A 17,319-nucleotide genomic window follows, 5' to 3' on the forward strand; every position below is an offset into this window, starting at 1 on the left:
ACTTAGCAGCATATGGCTTTTCTTGCAAATTTAGTGGCTTTCATTCCATTAGAAAAGCTGCACCATCGGACTTAACAGATTTTAGTACATTTATCACCACACAGAGTTACTTTTTGTGAGGGGGCTTGTTTTCGTGTTATCGGGAAAAAGCATATATTTGCCACAAGATAAACATCACGCGAAAACGATATGGAAATAATAAAAGCAGATACCATCGAGCAATACAACCGTTTCTTCGGATTCCAGACCCGGCACCCGTTGGTGGATGTCGTGCATTTCAACCGTTCCGGAAGCCAGCCGGAACATAAGATGACTTTCGGGTTTTATGCGCTTTTCTTGAAGAAGACGGTAGGATGCACTATCAATTACGGGAAAACGAAATACGATTATGATGATGAGACCGTGGTGTGTTTCGCACCAGGGCAAACCGTTGGGGTTCAGCCGATAGAAGACGGTCCTGTGCCCGAAGCGGACGCTTTGTTGTTTCATCCCGATTTCCTGCTCCGCACGCCTTTGGCTCAGAAGATAAAGCAATACACTTTCTTTTCGTATGCTTCCAATGAAGCCCTTCACTTGTCGGCGGATGAGCGGATGATTGTGCAAGACTATATGGACAAGATAGCCCGTGAGCTGGAGCACCCGATTGACCGTTTTTCCAAACCTTTGATTATTTCGAACATCGAGGTGCTGCTTAATTATTGCATGCGCTTTTATGAACGCCAGTTTGTGACCCGCGAAGTATTGAACAACGATGTGCTTATGCGTTTCGAGCAATTATTGGACGAATATTGGGACGCGGGGATAGCCCGTCAGGAAGGATTGCCAACGGTGAAGTATTTTGCCGACAAGATATGCCTTTCTCCCAATTATTTCGGTGATTTGGTGAAGTCGGAGACCGGGAAGACGCCGCGAGAATACATCCATCTTAAGATTGTGGAAATAGCCAAAAACGCTTTGCTCGCTCCAGATTTAAGCATGAAGCAGGTGGCGGATATGCTCGGATTCCAATATCCTCAACATTTTGTCCGCTTCTTTAAAAAGGAAGTAGGATGTACACCTAAGGAATATCGCATGGTCAATTAGCTAGAATCGTTTGTGCAGTTGGCTTCCTTTTACGTTTTCCGTCCCAAAACCGTACGTTCTTGGTACGGAAACCGTATGTTTTTGGTTCGGAAACCGTACGGTTTTGGGACGGAAACCATAAAACCCAGTTATCTGAAAAGGCGAATGCAACTAATTGCCGAGGCAAATGCAACCGGTTGGAAACCGAAATTTAACCGGTTGGAAAAACGGAAGATTAGGTTTGTATGCATAAAATCCGTATCTTTGTGCGCTTTTTTGAAACGAAACCAATCTATTCTTTTATGTACACGAACAAGGAAATATGGAATGTGACTTATCCCATCTTTCTGGGATTGCTGGCGCAGAATGTCATCAATGTGACCGACACCGCCTTTTTAGGGCACGTGAGCGAAGTGGCTTTGGGTGCTTCGGCTATGGGCGGGCTGCTGTATATCTGTTTTTATACGGTGGCTTTCGGCTTTAGTGTCGGTTCGCAGATTCTCATCGCGCGGCGCAACGGGGAAGGGAACTTTCACGCTATCGGCCCGATTATGTGGCAAGGTTCCGCTTTCAGCCTCGGCATGGCGGTGGTGCTCTTGGGGGCGATGTATCTGTTTGCCGAGCCGTTGATACGTTTGCTCATCACGTCGGACAATGTCTATCATGCCACGTACGAGTTTTTTATCTGGCGCATTTGGGGCTTTCTGTTCGCTTTCGTCAATGTGATGTTCCGCGCATTGTATATCGGCATTACGCAAACGAAAGTGCTCACGATGAGTGCCGTAGTTATGGCGGCGGTCAATGTGGTGCTCGATTATGTGTTAGTGTTCGGCGAGTGGGGATTTCCCGAAATGGGTGTGCGCGGGGCTGCTTTGGCTTCGGTGATAGCCGAAGCGTCTTCGTTGGCGTTCTACCTTATATATACGTACACGAAGGTCGACCTGCATAAATACGCCTTGCATCGCTTCGGGCGGTTCGATTGGAACATGGTGGGGCGCATCTTGCACATTTCCAGCTTCACGATGGTGCAGTATTTTCTTTCGATGGCTATCTGGTTCGTGTTCTTCATGGCACTGGAACGGCTGGGCGAACGCCAGTTAGCGATAGCTAATATCGTGAGAAGCGTGTATGTGGTGATGCTGATTCCGGTGCAATCACTCTCTACTACCGCCAACACGTTGGTGAGCAACCTTATCGGGTCTGGCGGGGTGTCGAAGGTGGTGCATCTGCTCAACCGCATCGCCCGGATGTCATTCTACATCATGGTGGTCTGCGTGGCGTTGTGCGTCATTTTCCCTCATTCCATCCTTTCGGTTTATACCAATGAGACGGCGTTGCTCGATGAGTCGGTGATGTCGCTCTATGTGATATGCGGGTCAATGCTGATAGCTTCGTTTGCCTTTGTTTATTTCAACGGCATTTCGGGCACGGGCAACACACAGGCGGCATTGGTGCTCGAAATCGGCGTACAGGTGTTTTATGCCCTCTATATCATTGTGGTAGGCATGGTCATACAGGCTCCGGTGGAGGTTTGTTTCACCACGGAGGTGATTTATTACACCTTGATGTTGGCTTTCAGCTTGCTTTATCTGAAAAAAGCGAAATGGCAGAACAAAAAGATTTGATGCTCTGCAAGTTTTTTATTACTTTTGCGCACTGAGTTTTAAACGCAGAGACGCTAAGGCGCAGAGTCTTTTTATAAAAACTCTGTGAGCTTTGCTTTCTCTAAATTAAAATCTCCGCGTCTTTGCGTCTCTGCGTTAGATAAAAATAGATAAACTATAACCAATAACATACTATGTTCGATAATTTAAGTGAGAGACTTGAGCGTTCGTTCAAGATATTGAAAGGTGAAGGAAAAATCACCGAAATCAATGTAGCGGAGACTTTGAAGGACGTGCGTCGTGCCCTGCTCGATGCCGACGTAAACTATAAAGTGGCAAAGAACTTTACCGATACGGTGAAAGAGAAAGCTATGGGGCAAAACGTGCTGACGGCGGTGAAGCCCAGCCAGTTGATGGTGAAGATTGTCCACGATGAGTTGGCAAAACTGATGGGTGGTGATACCGTGGAACTGGAATTGAAAGGACGTCCGGCGGTAGTGTTGATGTCGGGTCTGCAAGGTTCGGGTAAGACAACTTTCTCCGGCAAGTTAGCGCGGATGTTCAAGACGAAGAAGAACCGTAAGCCCTTGCTTGTGGCATGCGACGTGTACCGTCCGGCGGCAATCGAACAATTAAAAGTGTTAGGCACGCAAGTAGAAGTGCCCGTATATAGCGAGCCGGAAAGCAAAGACCCGGTACAGATTGCGAAGAACGCTATTCAAGAAGCCAAGGCGAAAGGATATGATTTGGTCATTGTCGATACAGCCGGCCGTTTGGCGGTAGACGAGCAGATGATGAACGAAATCGAAGCTATCAAGAATGCCATTACACCCGATGCTACGCTCTTCGTAGTAGATGCCATGACCGGACAGGATGCGGTAAATACGGCACGCGAATTTAACGAACGTCTCGACTTTACCGGTGTGGTATTGACGAAGTTGGACGGTGACACCCGTGGCGGTGCGGCGTTGTCTATCCGCACGGTGGTAAATAAACCGATTCTGTTTGTAGGTACGGGCGAGAAGTTGGATGCGGTTGACTTGTTCCACCCGGCACGTATGGCAGACCGTATCTTAGGTATGGGTGATATCGTTTCGTTGGTAGAGCGTGCGCAAGAACAATACGATGAAGAAGAAGCCAAACGCCTGCAAAAGAAAATCCAGAAGAACCAGTTCGACTTCAACGACTTCCTGGGACAAATCCAGCAAATCAAGAAGATGGGTAACTTGAAGGAATTGGCTTCGATGATTCCAGGCGTAGGCAAAGCTATCAAGGACATCGACATTGACGATAATGCGTTCAAAAGCATCGAGGCAATTATCTACTCTATGACTCCCGAAGAGCGCACCCGTCCCGAAATACTGAACGGAAGCCGCCGCAACCGTATCGCCAAGGGTAGCGGCACCAGCATCCAAGAAGTGAACCGCCTCTTGAAACAATTCGACCAGACCCGCAAGATGATGAAGATGGTAACGAGCAACAAGATGGCAGGGATGATGCAGAAGATGAAGCGGAAATAAGATACTAAAAAGCAGAGGCACAAAGGCACAGAGATTATTTTGAAAATGATATTCTCTGTGCCTTTGTTGTGTTTTTAAAGCGAATCAATTATGTTTTTGGATATGGAAAAGAATGATATATTTCGAAAACACAAGCTGATGTACACGAGATTGACTTCATCGAACGTTGTTTCTTCGCTATGCTCAGAATAACATTACTTTTGATAGACAATTCTCATTTTGAGACAGCCTCTTTGAGTTGGTCACATGTACACCGTGCATTGTCTGTTGTTAATGATGATGCAAGAGTTTGGTATCTCACAACAGTTTCCAAAGACCATTGGAACGTAAGGACCTCTGTTAAGCCTCCGAGAATAGAGCCATTATCATAGACGGTATATATTAATTTTGGGTTACTATTCATGCCCCCATTAGGAACTTGCACCCATTAGGCAACATACATGCTAGTAAAACAAAAAAGCCTACAAACAATCCGTCTGTAGGCTTTTCATTCCGTGATTCCGGAGCGATTCGAACGCTCGACCCACGCCTTAGAAGGGCGTTGCTCTATCCAGCTGAGCTACGGAACCCCGTTTTTCTAATTCGAGTGCAAAAGTAGTATTCTTTTTCGATATTTGCAATTTTTTCTACCGGAAATATCTCTAAAAAGTTTGATTTTAACGCAAACCGGCTTCTATTTCTTCTATTTCATGTCTGAAAGCCTTATCTACTTCCACTTGGTCCTTAATAATCTTACAAGCATGCAGAACTGTTGCATGATCTTTATTACCTATTAACATACCGATTTTTCCCGATGACACATCCGTATGTTTCTTTGCCAAATACATCGCTATCTGGCGCACCTGAACGACTTCGCGCTTCCGCGTTTTCGTATGAATGGCAGAAACATCAATCTGATAGTGTTGGCACACCTTTTCGATGATATCATTGACTGTAAGCGGTTTAACTTCAGCACAACGCACTGCCTTTTGCACAATGTGTTGCGCCAAATCCAAATTAATTTCACGTTTTAATTGAATTGAATAAACCAACAACGAATTGACTATTCCCTCCAATTCACGTACACTTTCATTTACATTCTCTGCTATGTAACAAATAACAGACTCCGGGATAACCAAACCATCACGACGGATTTTGCTACGCAGAATATTCTTGCGCAACTCTATATCCGGTCGTTCCAATTCTGCAATCAGCCCCCATTTAAAACGGGTCAACAAACGGTCTTCCATCCCTTGCAACATCACCGGAGCACGGTCGGAAGTCAAAATCAACTGCTTGCCCGTCTGATGCAAATGGTTGAATATATGAAAAAAGGTATTCTGCGTTTTTGTCACCCCTGCAAATTCCTGAATATCATCAATAATCAGTACATCTATCTGCTGATAAAAGTTGATGAAATCATTAAAATGATTGGTACGTACAGAATCGGTATATTGCACTTGAAACAAATGTGCCGACACATAAAGCACCCGCTTTTCAGGATACAATTCTTTAATGCGTGTTCCGATTGCATTAATCAAATGGGTTTTCCCTACTCCAGACGGACCATACAAAAACAACGGATTGAAAGTACGGGCAGGATTCTGTGCCACCGTTTCAGCTACAGTCAACGAGAACTCATTACTTGTTCCTTTGATAAAGTTCTCAAAATTATAGTTCGGATTCAAATGCGGGTCTAAATCCTGTACGACTGGAGCCTGCAACAATGTCGGAGCTTTATTCCCGTCATGAATAGGCTTTTGGGGAGGCAAAGCGGCTGAACGCTCTGTCCCTTTCATATCCATCGCAATATGGTTAGTCTTATCTGTAAGGATAGAATACATCAACTCTGTACCTTCACCAATTTCTTTGTAAATGGCGGTACGCAAAAGCTCCACATACTTTTCTTCCAAATATTCATAGAAGAAAGGACTCGGAACCCCAATAGTCAATGCCTTCTCTTCATATTTAATAGGAACGATAGGCTCGAACCAAGTAGTAAAGGCTGTCGTACTCACGTTATCCCGAATGAAACCAAGGCAACGTTTCCACAATACAATAGCCTGATTGTTCTCAATCATATTTCAGTTTTTATTTTTAAGCAATACTTTTTCAAAAGCAAATGTCGGAATCTATTTCTATAAAAACAAATGCAAAATCTCTTGTTTTTTACATCAAAAATATAATATATTGGTTTTCAATAGCTTGTTTTTAATGATTACGAAACAGTTGTTTCATAGAATTTGTAAAATTACAACATCCTGCAATTCAACTCCTTACCAATCAAACACTCAAATTAACAAGACACAAATGCTTTGATATTCACCGATTGAATATCAAAGCATTAGCATTAAATCATCTAGTCCTTTTTTCTTACATATTATTTAGACAAATTCTATATAATAGTTTATTTATCTTTTTTCCCAAACAAAGAGAAATGAACATAACGTTTCGGATGCTCTTTCAAATCCTGCAACAGACTAGCCGCGTTTGCAGAAGTAGCATTCAGGTTCTGATACAAAGAAGAATCGTTCATCAACAGTCCCAATGTATTGTCTTTCCGGTTTAATTTTTCTGTCAACAAGCGCACATTTGCCAAGGTAGAATCCACTTTCAAAATAGTCGATGCATAGTCTACATCTTTCAAATTATCGCTGATTGTCCTTAAGTTAGAGGTAACAGCATTGATATTCTCGGTCAGTTGCGGAACGTCTGTATGCATTAATTTGTCCAATTGGCTGCTGGTTGAACTTAAAGATGCGGTCAACTGCTCGGCATTGTGCAATGTATTCGCCAAAGCCGGATCGGCAAGCAATTTATTTAAAGAGCCTAATATCGAATCTATTTTCGGCATCATTCGCTGAAGTTGAGGAAGCAAGTCTTTTTCGGCAGCCCCCATAATGCCATTGTTAGCAAATCCGGGAATCGTATCGTTTTCACCATAATATTCAGCACTTTCTAAGTTCAGCAACAAATTCATCTTTACGGTACCCAACATTTCCGTCACCAACTCGGCACGGCTTCCCTTAGGCACCTTCATGTGTTGGTCTAACTCAACACCGACAAGCACATGTCCCGGCTTCTGATAATTATACCGAAGATCGCGAACAATGCCGACCTTAAATCCATTGGCAAATACCGGACTCGATTCGGGAAGCCCGTTTACATTCTCAAACTCGACCAAATAATAACTTTCGGGCTTGAACATGTTGATCCCTTTCAGGTAATGGATGCCGCAAAACAAAATGACTAATGCCGCAATTCCCGCTAAACCTATTTTAAACTCCTTTTTCATGTCTTTTTTATCTGTTTTGTTTAAATTCTTTTATCGCTTGGTTTATGTTCATCTTCTCGCCGTTCTTAAAAGCAATAATGAAAGCATCTTTAAACTTGGCATCGACTTTCGAACGCTTCAGACGAAGGATCCGGTTGTAATCGGTACTCTCGCCATACGTATATTTATAGATGCCTCCTTCTTTATACCGGCTTACCGGAGCCAATCCCTTGAACAAACGGCTCTTCGCCGGAAGAACACGGTCGGAAGTAAGGATTTGTATCTTGAATACAGGTTGGGCGGACTGCGTTGCCTGCGGCTTCTTATCTTGCTCAGCCTGCACTTCGTCCTCCACTGTTTCCTGTTCAATGTTTTTGCCCGATACAGCTACGTTGCCTTGCTTCCCCGCCTGCTTATAACTAAGGAATGCCTGATAGATGCTTTTCGCCAAAGCCGAACTGCCTTTTTCCGACAGCAAATACTGCTCTTCCGAAGGATTGGTAATGTATCCTAATTCAATCAGCACGCTGGGCATCGAAGTCTCACGCAACACCAGAAAGCCTGCCTGATGCACCCCTTTATCCACCCTGCGGGCACTTTGCCTGAACTGTTTCTGGATTAATTGGGCAAAACTTACACTTTGCGCCATATACTTGTCTTGCATAAACTCGAAAATGATATAGCTCTCTGCCGAATTAGGATTGAATCCGGCATAACGCTGCTGATAATCAGCCTCTATCAGGATTACTGAGTTCTCTTTCTTCGCTACCTCTAAATTGTCTTCCGTCCGGTGCAAACCCAATGTATAAGTTTCAGTTCCCTGCACCCGGCTATTGCGGGAAGCCAATGAATTGGTATGAATCGATATAAACAGGTCGGCTTTCGCCGCATTAGCAATCTCGGCACGGCGGTGAAGCGGGACAAACGTGTCTTTTTTACGGGTATAGACCACTTTTGTATCTGCACAATTAGCTTCTATCAATTTGCCCAACTTCAACGCGACACTCAGGTTGATGTTCTTCTCCTTCCCGCGGCGTCCTACTGCCCCGGGGTCATTTCCTCCATGACCGGCGTCAATGACAACCGTAAACGATTTATCCGAAACTCCTGCCGACAGCATCTCAGGCAAGAAAGATAAAAAGATACAGAAAACGAATACTATGTTTAATTTATACCTTTCCATATAATCAGTCCGATGCAAAGGTAATAGTTTTTTGCCTTTTCTGCCTTATGCCACACAAGAAATCTGTATTTTAAGGGAGAATGTCTATAAAAACAGAAAAAAATGCAACCGTTCTTTCACTTTTTCCTTATTTTTGCGGCATAAATAAGAAAGAACACTCTATGTTACAGTTTATAAAGAATTGGACATTGCCCTTGGCTATGCTGGCAGGCATCATCGGATACTTCTGCTTCGCATGCTTCGACTTCCTTGCTCCGCTAAAGCCTTTCGTCAAGGCTCAGATTGCCTGGCTGACACCGTTCCTGATTTTTACCCAACTATTGCTCACCTTTTGCAAAGTAGAGGTAAAAGACTTGTCTCCCAGACGCTGGACGTACATTCTGTTGCTCATCCAGCTGATTTCCTGCCTGTTCATTGCCGGAGCCTTATTGGTTTTCAGATTCGACAATTATTGGAAAGCGGCTTTAGAAGGCGCCATGGTATGCCTCATCTGCCCGACAGCCACGGCTGCCGCCGTCATTACCGGAAAGTTGGGAGGAAGCGCGGCATCGCTCACCACCTACACATTGGCATCCAATCTGTTGGCAGCGGTTGTCGTGCCTTTGTTGTTCCCGCTGATAGAGCCTTCCGACATCTCTTTCGGCATCGCATTCCTGAAAATCTTAGGAAAAGTTTTCCCGCTCTTGCTGTTTCCGTTTTTCATCGCAGTCTTATTACGGAAATACGCGCCTCCCGTCCACCGTTTCCTGATAGGGCTGAAAGACATGGCGTTCTACCTCTGGGCAATCGCCTTGACCATTGTAATGGGGCAGACTACCCAATCGGTCGTCGAAGGGAACACATCCATTGGCGAGGAATTCATCATTGCGGCTTTGGCGCTGATTATCTGCTGCCTCCAGTTCTGGGGAGGGAAAGCCATCGGAGGCAAATACAAAGACCGCATCAGCGGAGGGCAGGCATTAGGGCAAAAGAACACGATTCTCGCCATTTGGATGGCAACCACTTACCTGAACCCCGTCACGGCTATCGCACCGGGCAGCTACGTGGCTTGGCAAAACATCATCAACAGCTGGCAGCTCTGGAAAAAGCGGAAGAGAGAAGAAAAGAAGAACAATCAATAACTACATAATAATATGAAAGAGACATATTGGAAATACTCGCTCATCATTCTAATCGTAGGCTTGGGAATCCTCTTGTTCCGCCAAGCCCAGCCCTACATGAACGGTATCTTGGGAGGATTTACGCTCTACCTGCTTCTGCGCGGCTTCACCAATTGGCTGAAAACCAAAATAAAGCCACTGGCTGCCGTATGGATAGTCACTATCGGGACGACCCTGTTCATCCTGATTCCCCTTTCGCTTTTCAGCTGGGCGTTGGTCAACCAAATCTCCAACCTCCACTTTGATACAGCAGACATCATCCGCCCCGCCCAGCAGATGATCGGAATCATCGAAGAGCGGACCGGTTTCGACGTCTTGTCAGAAAAGAACCTCTCGTTCGTCATTACGCAAGTCTCCTCTATCGGACATTCCATTATGACCGGCGTGAGCGACTTGATTATCAACTTAGCCGTAGCTATCATGCTGCTGTTTTTCATGCTATGGGAAGGAGACAAAATGGAGCAATTCATCTCCGAACTGCTCCCCTTCGAAGAGAACAACAAGCGCGAGGTCTTGCAGAAAATCCAGCTGATAGTCCGCTCCAACGCTATCGGCATCCCGCTTTTGGCAATCATCCAGGGCATCATCTCCCTCTTCGGATACCTGCTTTGCGGAGCGCCGAACCCCGTCCTTACAGCCATGCTCACCGCCTTCGCGTCGATTATCCCCATTGTAGGGACGGTATTGGTATGGCTCCCGGTTACGGCCTATTTCTTAGTCATGGGCGACTGGGTACACGCGCTGATACTTTTCGCCTACGGCAGCCTCATCGTTGCCCAATGCGATAACCTCATCCGCTTCATCCTGCAAAAGAAAATGGCGAACATCCATCCGCTGATTACGATTTTCGGCGTAGTGGCAGGCCTTCCCATTTTCGGTTTCATGGGCATCATCTTCGGTCCGCTAATGGTATCGCTGTTCCTCCTGTTCCTCGACATTTTCCGGAAAGAATACATCGTAAACGAACCTTCCTGAAAAGCCCGCCCGCATTTCCCCAATCAGCTTGTAGGGGCGTATCGCATACGCCCGAATGCACCCGCTTATTTACGTGGATGTTTTCGGGCGTATGCGATACGCCCCTACAATAATTTTTGAAATCCGTGTAATCTGTGGTGAATAAAAAGCAATCACTCCGCACCTGACTTCGTCACTCAAAAAACATTAATTTTGTAATATGTTGATAAATAACATTTTGTAATTTTGTGTCACCCATTTTAGGGTGACACGGTCGCAAAATATGTTCATACGAAAGAAGAAATATCCCTCTGGTAATGTCGGCATAGTTGTCGCAGAAAAGATTAACGGCAGGATGAAAGAGCTTGCCACAATTGGCATAGCTAAAAGTCCCGAAGAAATTGACACGCTCATGTCCAAAGGTCGTGAATGGATTGACCGGGAACAGAAACGGCGTCATCCCCGGTTGGATTTATTTGGAGAGAAACGGAGCAAATGCGAGGCAGAACTGTTAAATGCGGAACAGATGCTTTCCTGCATAACAAACATTTCGATAAATGGTGCTGATTTGATACTGGACCGCGTATTTGACAATGTGGGCTTCAACCGGATAGAGGACACCGTGTTCCGGCAACTGGTAAAGGCCCGTTTGGCCTATCCCGCGAGCAAGGCGGCTACGGTAGAATATTTGAAGAACCATTTTGATGAAGATGTGAGCCTGTCAAAGATATACCGTTATTTAGACAAGCTCAGCGGTAATCAGCATGAAATCGTTCAGGATATAAGCGTGCTGCATACGAAGCGGATACTTGGCGGTCATATCGGTATCCTGTTCTATGATGTGACCACTCTCTATTTTGAGGCGGACTATGAGGATGAATTGCGGAAAACGGGCTTTTCCAAGGAAGGACGGCATAAGAATCCACAGATCATACTCGGTCTGCTTGTAAGTCAGGGAGGGTATCCGCTGGCCTATTGCATCCATGAGGGAAACAGGTACGAAGGACACACGATGCTGCCGGCAGTGACGGAATTTGTCAGGAAATACAAGCTGGAAGACTTCATAGTCGTGGCAGACTCCGGGTTGATGAACGGCGATAATATAGTGGAACTTGAGGCAAACGGCTACAAGTATATTATTGGTGCGAAAATCAAGAACGAGAGCAGAAAGATACAGGAATGGATACTTCGGCAGCCGAAGGCCGACAAACGGATGGTTGAGTATGACAAAGGAGGCGGGCGAAGGCTGTTGGTCGGATATAGTGACGACCGTGCCCGTAAGGATGCCTATAACAGGGAAAAGGGAATACGCCGCCTGGAAAAGGCATACAGCCGTGGAACTCTTACGAAGGAAAACATGAACAAGCGCGGCTACAACAAGTTCCTTAAGACGGAGGGTGACATCAGGGTAACTATCGATTACGGCAAACTTGAAGCCGATGCGAAATGGGACGGACTGAAAGGATACCTTACCAATACGAATATTCCGCCTGAGGAGGTCTACGCCGCCTACCACAACCTATGGCACGTTGAAAGGGCTTTCCGCATCTCAAAATCGAAGATAGAAATACGCCCGATGTTCCACTTTACCCGACGTAGGATAGAGGCACACGTGTGTATTTGCTTTGTGGCGTTGAAAGTTTACAAGGAATTAGAGAGACTTCTGAAACTATCAAATATAAACATGAGTGTGGACAAGGTGCTCGAACTTGCCCGGACTATTGTGACAATACAGATGACGCTGCCTCAAAATAAACAGACTATCACTCGAACCATGCTCATGAAACGGCATCAACGGATCGCACCTTTGTTCTCTGATGGTTTTTGGGTGACACGGTGACGAAGTCAAGAAAAAACGCAGATTAACGCGGATTTCGCAGATTATACTATTCAATCTGCGTGAATCTGCGAAAATCTGCGTTTCTTCATCCTATCATTTAAGAGTGTGGATTATTCGTTAAACCAACGTACATAGCAGAAGTCCTGACGGTGAGGCAGGTCGATGTGCTTCGGATACATACGGTATGCCACCTTGAAGCTTCCGGCATTCGACATGCCATACTCCATCTTGAATGTGTACAGGCTGCCTTCGCGTTTCACAAGTTCCATCGGTACTACACTATAAATGTATTCCTTACCTTCGGCATTCTTATAAGTAACAACCATTTCGATTCCTACTGCATCATCTAAGCCCTTTTCGTCTACTACGCAAGTAATGGTATAATCCTTACCGCTCTCTACATTGCCCTGACGAAGCTCTTCACACTTGTCCATTGATACGATTTGGATAGAATCCCATTTTGCTGCAACTTCTTCTTTCCAAGCAGCCAAAGCCTTCACTCTTGCATAATTGTCGGCTTCCAAAGCATGGAAACGTTCTGCTTCTTTTCCGTAGAACTTAGTGAAATAGTCATCCAACTGGCGTTTCATCGTATAGTGCGGAGCAATTTGGGCAATCGAGTTCTTAATGGTCTTAATCCAGCCTTCAGAATATCCTTTCTTATTGCGCGCGTAATACAGAGGCAGGATTTCAGTTTCCAGCAAGCTATAGATAGTAGCGGCATCCAACTGGTCTTGGTATTCTTGGTTCTGATAAGTACGCTTTTCTGTCAATGCCCAACCAGCACCTTCGCGGTAGCCTTCAAGCCACCAGCCATCAAGTACAGAAAAGTTTACAACACCGTTCATCAAAGCCTTTTCGCCTGATGTACCCGATGCTTCCAACGGACGTGTCGGAGTATTCATCCAAATATCAACACCCGATACCAAACGGCGTGCTAACTTCATATCGTAATCCTGCAAGAAGATAATCTTACCCAAGAATTCCGGACGGTTAGAGATTTCAATGATACGCTTAATCAATCCCTGACCAGCACCATCGTGCGGGTGAGCCTTTCCTGCAAACAAGAACTGTACCGGATAGTCAGGATTGTTTACAATCTTAGACAAACGGTCCAAATCGCTGAACAACAGATGCGCACGTTTGTATGTAGCAAAACGGCGTGCAAAACCGATAGTCAACGCATTCGGATTAATCTTATCGAGCAACGATACAATCAAAGCCGGATTACCTTGGTTCTTCAACCAGTTCTTACGGAATTGTTCGCGGATATAATCAATCAGCTTATTCTTCAAAGCCAAACGGGTCTTCCAGATTTCTTCATCGGGCACATTATAGATAGCTTCCCAGATTTTCGGATTAGACTGGTCTTTCAAGAAGTTCGCATCAAAGTATTTGTTATACAATTTCTTCCATTCAGAAGCGCACCAAGTCGGGAAGTGTACGCCATTGGTCACATAACCCACGTGATTTTCTTCGGGGAAATATCCTTTCCAAATACCAGAGAACATTTCCTGAGAAACTTTTCCGTGCAACCAGCTTACACCATTGACTTCCTGACAAGTATTGCAAGCAAAAGTAGACATACAGAAACGTTCACCGCGATCACCCGGATTAATACGACCCAAATCCATCAATTCATCCCAAGTGATGCCCATACGTTGCGGATAGCCGCCCATATATTTGCCGAACAGACCTTCATCGAAATAGTCGTGACCGGCAGGAACCGGAGTATGTACAGTGTAAAGAGAAGAAGCACGAACGATTTCCAATGCTTCATCAAATGTCATTCCGCTTTCTACATAGTCGCACAAACGCTGCACATTACACAAAGCGGCATGTCCTTCATTGCAGTGGTATACATCTTTCTTGATGCCCATCTTTTTCAGCAACAACACACCGCCAATACCTAACAGAATTTCTTGCTTCAGACGGTTTTCCCAATCACCGCCATACAATTGATAAGTAATCGGGCGGTCAAATTCACTATTCATTTCATTATCTGTATCCAGCAAATACAAAGGAACACGTCCTACATTTACTCTCCATACATACGCATGAACATAGTAATTCAGATAAGGAACATCAAGAACCAAAGGCTTGCCTTCAGCATCGACAACACGCTCCAAAGGCAGGCTACCGAAGTTTTGAGCTTCGTAATTGGCAATCTGCTGACCGTCCATCGACAAAGTCTGTTTAAAATAGCCATAACGATACAAGAAACCGATACCGCACATGTCTACATTGCTGTCTGATGCCTCTTTCAAATAATCACCAGCCAAGATACCCAAACCTCCTGAATAGATTTTCAAAACATGAGTCAAACCATATTCCATACAGAAATAAGCAACAGAAGGACGAGATGCATCCGGCTTCTCATTCATGTAAGCTTCAAATTTGGAATAGACATCATTGATTTTCTTAAGCATTGCTTTATCATTCGATAAATCTTCCAACTTTTCATAGCTTAAACGTTCCAGCAATGCCACCGGATTCTGCCCTACAGCTTTCCACAATTCCGGATCCAGTTCTTTAAACATTTCTGTCGCTTCATCATTCCAAGCCCACCAAATATTACGGGCCATTTTATCTAACATCTTTAAAGATTCCGGGATATGAGATTTCACGTTTACCTCTCTCCAGGCAGGAGTGTTAGCATAATTAGTCTTGACTTTCATATTGTTTAATTTTAGTGTAAATTATTTCTGTTATTGTTGTTTCATACGTTTTTCCGCATTACGCAAAGCAATGTCGTAAGCTTCATAATAATATTGTATAAAGTGTTTCCACAAGGCCTTTTCGGCTATTGATGCCGCATGTTCACGTATTTTATCTATTTCCTGAACCGACAGAGCAGAGAAATCTGAAACTGTATCCTTTATCGAATCTGCAACCTCCGAATAATTATAATCGGTACGATGAATAACTTTTACACCATCTGGCAATGCCCCTTCATGTTTTACAACCGAATTTACCCACAAGCCAAAACCAGCCAAATCAGTAGTGACGGTAGGCACATGGAATGCAACGCTTTCTAACGGCGTATAGCCCCACGGCTCATAATAAGAAGGATATACACTTAAATCCATTCCGATTAACAAATCATAATAAGACTCATTCAGAATGCCGTCCTTTCCATCTAAATAACAAGGTACAAAGATAACTTTTACTTTTGTATCTGCAGCATTAGACATGTTCAAATATTTCAACATATCCAATACTTGATCATGAGTCATATTATGCAACCAATGAGTAATGAAAGGAACCTTAAGCGGAGTTGTATAAGTCTGGTCATCATTCATACGTTCCAGTAAATCTTCACGGGCATCGCCTACCCAGCCTGGAACATTAATAAAGGCTAACACATCTTTTTTCAGATTTTTATCACGGGTCAACCGGTTCAACGCTTCAAGATAAACATTAATCCCTTTATTCTTGAATTCATACCTGCCGCTCGTTCCTATAATTAAGGTATCATCGCCCAATTGAGTTCCCAATAATTTATTAGCCATGCGCAACATGACTTTACGGGCATGCTTACGCTTTTCATTAAAAGAAGAGCCTTTCGGGACAAAATCATCTTCAAAGCCATTCATTAAGACTACATCTGCAGGCTTATCCAGCAATTCGCGACATTCATTATTGGTAATCTCACTTACCGTAGTAAAACAATCCACATGATGAGCAGTCTGCTTTTCTATTGAATGCTTGGATTGCATATTCAATTCTTCAGCCATTTGATCGCCATTATAAGCAAACAGATAATCATACAAAGGTTTGTTGTTGCCCGCAATCGAACGACCAATAGAAGTAGCATGTGTAGTAAAGATAGTAGCAATTTCAGGCACTTTTTTCTGTATATATAAAGCCCCCAGCCCCGTCATCCATTCATGAGCTTGATAAATCACCTTATCTTGAACTGATAAATTATAACGATAGAAACTCTCTACTACTCTTCCGGCAGCATAAGAAAACATAGATGCCTCGTCATAATCCCCATACGCATGTAAAGAATCTACATGATAATCAATCCATGCCTGTGTATAAATTTCATTTTTCCGATCATAAAAAGGAGTAAAATCTACCAAGATCGAGATCGGATGTCCTGGTATATTCCAACGCCCCACACGCACTTTCAATCCTTCATCCTCGGCATTCTTACGCCATGATTGGAGTGTATTCTCATCTTCGGCAAACAAAGGATTCTCCTTACCTCTCCAAACATCCGGGCCGATAAAGAAAATTCGATCCGGAAATGCAGCTTGCAAGGTTTTTGCCCTTGTTGATAACACGGTGTAAATTCCACCGACCTTATTACATACTTCCCAACTTGATTCGAAAATGTAATCAGGTTTCAATAGCTGTTTCGTCATTCTCTTTAATATTTTCTAAATCAGTGCGAAGGTACGAAAAAGAATTAAATCTACGAAGAAATAAAGCGGTTTTTCAACTTACCTTTAAAGAGATTGAAATAACATTTGATATACACATTTTTATAATAATAGCCAATTGTAATCAAAAGAAAAAGAAGAAGAGCTTACAAGCAATCATTTGTCAAGACAAATTACCAATATTAAAACCAATCTGTTTTTTCATAAATAAAAAAGTCCCCGGCATCCGACTGGATACCGGGAACCCCCACTTAAAACGGCGGCTGCCTACTCTCCCACTTGCGCAGTACCATCGGCGATGCGAAGCTTAACTTCTCTGTTCGGAATGGGAAGAGGTGGAACCTTCGCGCTA

General features: G+C 44.1%; 11 protein-coding genes, 1 tRNA gene and 1 rRNA gene. 6 read left to right on the plus strand and 7 right to left on the minus strand.

The annotated features are described in order from the left end of the window. Nucleotides 1-189: 189 nt before the first annotated feature. The 3 genes from B5F91_RS14145 to ffh all read left to right on the plus strand — a co-directional run bounded on the left by B5F91_RS14145 (nucleotide 190) and on the right by ffh (nucleotide 4,186). Nucleotides 190-1,083, plus strand: coding sequence for a helix-turn-helix domain-containing protein (locus tag B5F91_RS14145; protein ID WP_087429689.1), 894 nt, complete (start codon nucleotides 190-192; stop codon nucleotides 1,081-1,083). Nucleotides 1,084-1,364: 281 nt separating this feature from the next. Then, entirely contained in the window at nucleotides 1,365-2,687 is a 1,323-nt protein-coding gene (locus B5F91_RS14150; RefSeq protein ID WP_087429690.1) for an MATE family efflux transporter, read from the plus strand. 173 nt (nucleotides 2,688-2,860) lie between these two features. After that, nucleotides 2,861-4,186: a signal recognition particle protein gene (ffh, locus tag B5F91_RS14155; protein ID WP_087429691.1), complete on the plus strand. Its 1,326-nt coding sequence runs from the start codon at nucleotides 2,861-2,863 to the stop codon at nucleotides 4,184-4,186. Nucleotides 4,187-4,681: 495 nt separating this feature from the next. On the opposite strand, the gene B5F91_RS14160 is transcribed toward ffh, so the two are convergent. From B5F91_RS14160 to B5F91_RS14175, 4 genes are all read right to left on the minus strand, one after another. Further along, nucleotides 4,682-4,755: transfer RNA gene (locus B5F91_RS14160), tRNA-Arg, on the minus strand. Nucleotides 4,756-4,842: 87 nt separating this feature from the next. Continuing rightward, entirely contained in the window at nucleotides 4,843-6,246 is a 1,404-nt protein-coding gene (gene dnaA, locus B5F91_RS14165) for a chromosomal replication initiator protein DnaA (protein WP_087429692.1), read from the minus strand. 326 nt (nucleotides 6,247-6,572) lie between these two features. Then, nucleotides 6,573-7,460, minus strand: a complete 888-nt coding sequence (locus tag B5F91_RS14170) for an MlaD family protein (RefSeq protein ID WP_087429693.1) — start codon at nucleotides 7,458-7,460, stop codon at nucleotides 6,573-6,575. A 7-nt stretch (nucleotides 7,461-7,467) separates the two neighbouring features. Continuing rightward, nucleotides 7,468-8,622, minus strand: coding sequence for an N-acetylmuramoyl-L-alanine amidase (locus tag B5F91_RS14175; protein ID WP_087429694.1), 1,155 nt, complete (start codon nucleotides 8,620-8,622; stop codon nucleotides 7,468-7,470). A 161-nt stretch (nucleotides 8,623-8,783) separates the two neighbouring features. Between B5F91_RS14175 and B5F91_RS14180 the strand changes: the two genes are divergently transcribed. From B5F91_RS14180 to B5F91_RS14190, 3 genes are all read left to right on the plus strand, one after another. Then, on the plus strand, nucleotides 8,784-9,743 hold the full coding sequence (locus B5F91_RS14180) for a bile acid:sodium symporter (protein WP_087429695.1): 960 nt from the start codon (nucleotides 8,784-8,786) through the stop codon (nucleotides 9,741-9,743). Nucleotides 9,744-9,755: 12 nt separating this feature from the next. Next, nucleotides 9,756-10,757, plus strand: coding sequence for an AI-2E family transporter (locus B5F91_RS14185; RefSeq protein WP_087429696.1), 1,002 nt, complete (start codon nucleotides 9,756-9,758; stop codon nucleotides 10,755-10,757). 262 nt (nucleotides 10,758-11,019) lie between these two features. Then, entirely contained in the window at nucleotides 11,020-12,576 is a 1,557-nt protein-coding gene (locus tag B5F91_RS14190) for an IS1634 family transposase (protein WP_087429697.1), read from the plus strand. A gap of 110 nt (nucleotides 12,577-12,686) precedes the next feature. Here the strand turns inward: B5F91_RS14190 and glgP are convergent, their stop codons facing one another. The 3 genes from glgP to rrf all read right to left on the minus strand — a co-directional run. Next, nucleotides 12,687-15,254, minus strand: a complete 2,568-nt coding sequence (gene glgP / locus B5F91_RS14195; RefSeq protein ID WP_087429698.1) for an alpha-glucan family phosphorylase — start codon at nucleotides 15,252-15,254, stop codon at nucleotides 12,687-12,689. Between the two features lie 30 nt (nucleotides 15,255-15,284). Further along, nucleotides 15,285-16,949: a glycogen/starch synthase gene (locus B5F91_RS14200; RefSeq protein ID WP_087429699.1), complete on the minus strand. Its 1,665-nt coding sequence runs from the start codon at nucleotides 16,947-16,949 to the stop codon at nucleotides 15,285-15,287. Nucleotides 16,950-17,221: 272 nt separating this feature from the next. Continuing rightward, a 5S ribosomal RNA gene (rrf, locus tag B5F91_RS14205) occupies nucleotides 17,222-17,319 on the minus strand; the annotation flags it as partial.

This window comes from Bacteroides sp. An322, assembly GCF_002161765.1.
In the GTDB taxonomy this organism is placed as follows: Bacteria; Bacteroidota; Bacteroidia; order Bacteroidales; family Bacteroidaceae; genus Phocaeicola; species Phocaeicola merdavium.

Excerpts from the sequence above, each read along its gene's own strand:
- B5F91_RS14145 (WP_087429689.1), top strand. The coding sequence starts at position 190 with ATGGAAATAATAAAAGCAGATACCATCGAGCAATACAACCGTTTCTTC.
- B5F91_RS14150 (WP_087429690.1), top strand. The coding sequence starts at position 1,365 with ATGTACACGAACAAGGAAATATGGAATGTGACTTATCCCATCTTTCTG.
- ffh (WP_087429691.1), top strand. The coding sequence starts at position 2,861 with ATGTTCGATAATTTAAGTGAGAGACTTGAGCGTTCGTTCAAGATATTG.
- dnaA (WP_087429692.1), bottom strand. The coding sequence starts at position 6,246 with ATGATTGAGAACAATCAGGCTATTGTATTGTGGAAACGTTGCCTTGGT.
- B5F91_RS14170 (WP_087429693.1), bottom strand. The coding sequence starts at position 7,460 with ATGAAAAAGGAGTTTAAAATAGGTTTAGCGGGAATTGCGGCATTAGTC.
- B5F91_RS14175 (WP_087429694.1), bottom strand. The coding sequence starts at position 8,622 with ATGGAAAGGTATAAATTAAACATAGTATTCGTTTTCTGTATCTTTTTA.
- B5F91_RS14180 (WP_087429695.1), top strand. The coding sequence starts at position 8,784 with ATGTTACAGTTTATAAAGAATTGGACATTGCCCTTGGCTATGCTGGCA.
- B5F91_RS14185 (WP_087429696.1), top strand. The coding sequence starts at position 9,756 with ATGAAAGAGACATATTGGAAATACTCGCTCATCATTCTAATCGTAGGC.
- B5F91_RS14190 (WP_087429697.1), top strand. The coding sequence starts at position 11,020 with ATGTTCATACGAAAGAAGAAATATCCCTCTGGTAATGTCGGCATAGTT.
- glgP (WP_087429698.1), bottom strand. The coding sequence starts at position 15,254 with ATGAAAGTCAAGACTAATTATGCTAACACTCCTGCCTGGAGAGAGGTA.
- B5F91_RS14200 (WP_087429699.1), bottom strand. The coding sequence starts at position 16,949 with ATGACGAAACAGCTATTGAAACCTGATTACATTTTCGAATCAAGTTGG.